Here is a 5,762-nt window from a genome sequence, read left to right on the forward strand (position 1 = left end):
GGGATCCCGTAGGCGGCCAGGATCTCCTTGGACTCGACCTCGGTTAAGAGCCGGCGACCTTGCTGCCGGGCTTGGCCGAGAATTTGTTGCACCCTCTCGCCCTCGACCGCTGTTGCAGGGAGCAGAGTGGGAGTTTCGTAGAGGGCCTTGAGGTTGTCGCTAAAGCGCCACAGATAGCTGAACACCCGTGCCGCCTGATCCGGATAGCGGTAGGTGGGGATCCCCGCTTGGTTAAGGATCTGCTCGCCGGCATCCACCAAGTCTCCCCCCATCCAACTGGCCAGGATGGGCTGCCGGGAGCCGCTGCGCCGCCAGGTCTCCACCACCTTGGCAGCAGTGGCGGTGGGATCCGTCATCGCCTGGGGGGTGAGGATCACCAAACAGCCCTGGCTGGCGGGATCCCGCAGCACGATCTCCAGCGCCTGGGCAAAGCGCTCCGGCCCGGCATCGCCCAAAATATCAATGGGATTGCCGTGGCTCCAGTGGGGCGGCAGGATGGAGTTAAGCTGCTCCAGGGTTTGGGGAGAGAGCTGGGCCAGGGATCCCCCAGCGCGGATGAGGGCGTCGGTGGCCAGCACCCCCGGTCCGCCGGCATTGGTGAGGATGCTGAGGTGGGGGCCCTGCGGGCGGGGCTGTTTGGCCAGCACCTCCGCCATGTCGAAGAGGTCTTCGATGTGATCCACCCGCAGCACACCGCAGCGGCGGAAGGCTGCATCCAAAACCGCGTCGCTGCCGGTGAGGGATCCCGTGTGGGAAGCTGCCGCCTGGGCCGCCGCCTGGGTACGCCCCGCCTTGATGACAATAATGGGCTTGCTCAGCGCCACCTCGCGGGCCGCCGACACAAACGACCGCGCATCCCCAATCGACTCCATGTAGAGGACAATGCTGTGGGTATGGGGATCCTCGCCCAGATAGTCGATGAGATCCCCCCAGCCCACATCCAGCATGGATCCCAGGGAGATGAAGGCGCTAAAGCCGACATTTTCCCGCAGGCTCCAGTCCAGGATCGAGGTGCAGAGCGCCCCGCTTTGGCTGATAAACCCCACGTTGCCGGGTCGGGCCATCTGGGCAGCAAAGGTGGCATTGAGGCCAGTGTGGGGATTTTGGATCCCCAGGCAGTTGGGACCAATGAGGCGCAGCTTGCCGCGGACAGCCTCTTGGATGGCCTTTTCCAGCTCCAGCCCCTCCGGGCCAATTTCCTTAAAGCCTGCCGAGAGGACAATGGCCCCCTTGACGCCGGCCTCGACGCATTCTTGAATAACCGCCGGCACCCCGGCTGCCGGGATGGCGATGATGGCCAGATCCACCGGCTCCGGCAGAGCAGAGAGCCGCTCGTAGGCCCGGATGCCCAACACCTGGTGCCGCTTGGGGTTGACCGGGTAGACCGTGCCGCCAAAGGGGTGGCTGATGAGGTTCCAGAGCACCGTGCGCCCCACACTGCCCTCGCGCTCTGTTGCCCCCACCACCGCCACCGAGCGAGGCAGAAAAATGGGATCTAAGGGGTGGGATCTGGCCTTCCAGATGTCCAGGCTGGGATCGGGGCGGTGCAGCGTAGCCATAGCCGTTGCAAGGAGGGAAGGGAGAAGTACGTTTTGGCGGGGAGGAAGGCCGACCTTAAACCAGAGCCGGCTCCGGCTGGTGGTAGAGGGCAGCCTCCACCCGGCAGCCCCGATAGGCCAAGACGTACAGCTCCTTCATATCCTGAATGAGGGGGTAGCGGGGGTTGGCGCCGGTGCATTGGTCATCAAAAGCCTGCTCCGCCATCGCTTCCAGACGGTCGTAAAAGGCCTGCTCGCTCTCGCTGAGGGCCTCGCGAATGCTGGCCGGGATCCCTAGCTTCCGCTTCAGCTCCTCGATGGCCTCAATGAGGCGCATGACCTTTTCATCATCATTGGCTCCCCCCAACTGCAGGTAATCGGCAATTTCGGCATAGCGGTGCTTGGCGTTGGGATAGCGGTATTGGGGAAAGATGGCCTGCTTGAAGGGGGCGTCGGTGGCGTTGTAGCGGATGACGTGGGTAATCATCAGGGCATTGGCCAGGCCGTGGGGCAGGTGGAAGGTGGATCCCAGCTTGTGGGCCAAAGAGTGGCACACCCCCAAAAAGGCGTTGGCAAAGGCCATGCCGGCAAGGGTGGCGGCGTAGTGGACTTTTTCCCGTGCTTCTGGATCCTCAGCTCCCTTCTCGTAGGCCCGCGGCAGGTAGGTCATCAGCAGCTTAATTGCCTGCAGCGCCAGCCCGTCGGTAAACTCGCTGGCCATCACCGAGACATAGGCTTCCAAGGCATGGGTGAGGGCATCGATGCCGCCGTAAGCCGTCAGCTTCTTGGGCATCTTCAGGGTGAGATCCGGATCGACAATGGCCATGCTGGGGGTGAGAGCGTAGTCGGCCAGGGGGTACTTGATCCCCACCCGGTCATCGGTCACCACCGCAAAGGGCGTTACCTCGGATCCCGTCCCGGAAGTGGTGGGGATGCAGACCAGTTGGGCTTTTTGCCCCAGCGGCGGCAGCTCGTAGACCCGCTTGCGGATGTCCATAAAGCGCGTTGCCAGGCCTTCAAACTCCACCTGGGGCTGCTCGTACATCAGCCACATCACCTTGGCCGCATCCATCGGGGATCCGCCACCCACGGCGATGATGACATCCGGCTGAAACTGGCGCAACTGCTCCAAGCCGCGGTTGACGTTGCTGAGGGTGGGATCCGGCTCCACATCGTGGTAGACATCCCAGTTCACGTGCAGCTCGTCCAAAACCTGGGTAACCGGCTGCAGCACACCCAGCTCGAAGAGGGGCTTATCGGTCACCAAAAAAGCCCGTTTTTTGCCGGCCAACTCCCGCAGCGCCACCGGTAGACATCCCGGCTTGAAGTAGATCTTGGGCGGCACCCGGAACCAGAGCATATTTTCCCGCCGGTAGGCCACGGTTTTAATGTTGAGCAGGTGGCGCGGCCCCACATTGTCGGAGACCGAGTTGCCCCCCCACGTGCCACAGCCCAAAGTTAACGAGGGATCCAGCCTAAAGTTGTAGAGATCCCCAATCGCCCCCTGGGAAGAGGGGGTGTTGATCAGCACCCGTGCTGTTTGGAGGGCATGCTCAAAGTAGGCAATATCGTCCTGGTTGGCGGGATCGGTATACAAGACAGAGGTGTGGCCCCGCCCACCGAAATTGACCACTTGGACAGCAACCTCGACGGCGCTGTGGAAATCCTTGGCGCGGTAGAAGGCCAAAACAGGGGCCAATTTTTCGTAGGAAAACGGCTCTTCGGGCCCCACCTTGTCCACTTCCCCAATCAGCAGCTTGGTGCCTTCGGGTACCTGGATCCCGGCCAGAGCAGCGATGGTCTGCACCGATTGGCCAACAATAGCCGGATTGAGACGGCCATCCTTGAGGAGGATGCGGCGCACCGCTTGCGTTTGTTCCGGATCCAAAAAGTAGGCCCCTCGATGGCAAAACTCCGCCTTCACCTGCTCATAAACGGCCTCCACCACAATCACCGCCTGTTCCGAGGCGCAGATCATGCCGTTGTCAAAAGTTTTGCTGAGCAAGATTGAACTGACGGCCATGGGAATGTCGGCACTGGCGTCGATGACCGCCGGCGTGTTGCCCGCTCCCACACCCAGCGAGGGGTGGCCGGAGGAATAGGCCGCCTTGACTAGGGCGGGGCCGCCGGTGGCCAGGATTAATTTCACCTCCGGGTGCTGCATCAAAGCCTGAGAAAGCTCAATCGTGGGCTCGTCAATCCAGCCAATCAAGCCCACAGGCGCGCCTGCCGCCTCAGCCGCCTCTTTGACCACCTTGGCCGCGGCAATGGTGCATCGTTTGGCGCGGGGGTGAGGCGCAAAAATGATGGCGTTGCGGGTTTTCAGAGTGATGAGGGCTTTGAAAATAGTCGTCGAAGTGGGATTGGTGACCGGCACAATGCCTGCCAAAAGCCCCACCGGCTCGGCAATGCGCTCGTAGCCAAAGCTCTCGTCCCGCTCAATGACGCCACAGGTTTTCTCGTGTTTGTACTTGTTGTAAATGTATTCAGAGGCAAAGTGATTTTTGATCACCTTGTCTTCCACAATACCCATGCCGGTCTCCTCTACGGCCAACTTGGCCAAGGGGATCCGCTCGTTGTTGGCCGCCAGGGCAGCTTTGTGAAAGATTCGATCCACCTGTTCCTGGGTGAAGGTGGCATACTCAATCTGGGCAGCTTTCACCTGTTGGATTAAAGCTTCCAGTTCCTCGAGATTGGTAACAGGCATAGGTGGATCCCTCCAAAATCACATCCATACGGGTTAAGAGTTGAGGCAAGAGTAACAGTTAGAGCTACAAGACTCCCTGGGCTCCCTGGCTGGCTAAGCGCCCACAGGTGCGGGAACCTGGATCTCGGTGGTCATTTTTGGGGGATGGGTGAGGGTGTTGTGGATGATGCAAGCATCGACAGCTTTTTCCAGACCCTTTTGCTGCCTTTCGTCGAGCGGGATCCCCGTCTGAACGCGAATGCAAATGTTGTCTAAGCGGCTGGGGTGCTCAACTTTATCTGCAGTAACAACCACTTCCAGCCCCCGAGGATCCAACTGCCGCGCTTCCAGATACTTGACGGCATAAAAGCCAACACAGGCACCCAAAGAGGCCAAAAACCACTCCGGTGGCGTCATTCCCTGATCTTGGCCGTGGTTGTCCAAGGGCTGATCGCTGAGAATGCGATGGCCGCGGCTTTCGGCTTGAAATTGAACGCCATTTTGGTAGGTTACGCGCACTTCCACTGGGGATCCCTCCTCTATTTTTCCATCTGCCAGAGTTGGCCAGCTCCTAGCCTATAAGTTCAACCTAGCGCTACTTTAGGGGCAGCCTAAGAATTTTAGAGATGACTTTGGGATCAAGCTGATGCAAATGGGGATTGGCTCTGTTTTTGTTACTGTTGCTACGGCAATAAACTAAGTCTTAGCAGCCATTAAACCGCCACCAATCCCCGCTCGCGAAAGATCTGCAAAGCGTGGTTGATCTGTTCCGGCGTGGGCGGCTGGACATCGCTGAGGGTGTAGGGCAGTCCCAACTGCTGCCATTTGTATTCCCCCATCTTGTGAAAGGGCAAAACCTCCACCCGCTCCACGTTGGATAGAGTGGCCACAAACTCAGCCAAGCCCTTGATGTTTTCCTCAGGATCTGTTAGTCCAGGAACGAGAACAAAACGAATCCAGGTGGGCTTGTGAATCTGATCCAAATAGCGAGCCAGATCGAGAGTGGGCTGCAGCGAAACGCCGGTAACTTTGCGATAGAGATCTGGCAGATAGGACTTGATATCGAGCAACACCAAATCCGTATGGGCCAAAACCGGCTTGGCCACTCCCAAGGGCGCGTAGCCGGAAGTGTCCAGCGCCGTGTGCAAGTCCAGCTCGTGGCAGCGGCGGAAAATCTCGGCCACAAAGTTGGGTTGCATTAACGGTTCCCCCCCGCTGGCCGTGACTCCCCCACCCTTGAGGTAGTAATTGCGGCAGCGCTGGATCTCCGCCATGAGGGAGTCCACCGTCACCACCTGGCCGGCATTGGGATCCCGACAGTCGGGATTGTGGCAGTACAGACAGCGCAGAGGACAGCCCTGTAGGAAGATGACAAAGCGGATCCCTGGCCCATCCACCGTGCCACAGGTCTCGACCGAGTGAATGCGGCCGGTTATCGGCGTCAAGGGGTTGAGCGGGGTATCCATACTTCTATCCTCAATGGCTTTTGCAAAATATCAACTAATCTTGAGGTTTTCTTCCCAATTGCTGGCCATGTT

Annotated in this window: 4 protein-coding genes; all 4 read right to left on the reverse strand. The window is 59.5% G+C overall.

What is annotated here, in order from left to right:
- A partial coding sequence (locus NW863_RS01200; protein ID WP_414363942.1) for an acetate--CoA ligase family protein occupies positions 1-1,559 on the reverse strand: 1,559 nt, incomplete at its 3' end.
- Positions 1,560-1,614: 55 nt separating this feature from the next.
- Positions 1,615-4,245, reverse strand: a complete 2,631-nt coding sequence (gene adhE, locus NW863_RS01205) for a bifunctional acetaldehyde-CoA/alcohol dehydrogenase (protein WP_414363943.1) — start codon at positions 4,243-4,245, stop codon at positions 1,615-1,617.
- 93 nt (positions 4,246-4,338) lie between these two features.
- Positions 4,339-4,749 (reverse strand): OsmC family protein, encoded by a 411-nt coding sequence (locus tag NW863_RS01210; protein ID WP_414335832.1) that lies wholly within the window; start codon positions 4,747-4,749, stop codon positions 4,339-4,341.
- A gap of 188 nt (positions 4,750-4,937) precedes the next feature.
- Positions 4,938-5,690 carry a pyruvate formate-lyase-activating protein gene (gene pflA / locus NW863_RS01215; protein WP_414363944.1) on the reverse strand — a complete coding sequence of 251 codons (753 nt, stop codon included), beginning with the start codon at positions 5,688-5,690 and terminating at the stop codon, positions 4,938-4,940.
- Between the last annotated feature and the right edge of the window lie 72 nt (positions 5,691-5,762).

Origin of the sequence: Synechococcus sp. B60.1 (genome assembly GCF_047462555.1) — a bacterium.
GTDB lineage: Bacteria > Cyanobacteriota > Cyanobacteriia > Thermostichales > Thermostichaceae > Thermostichus.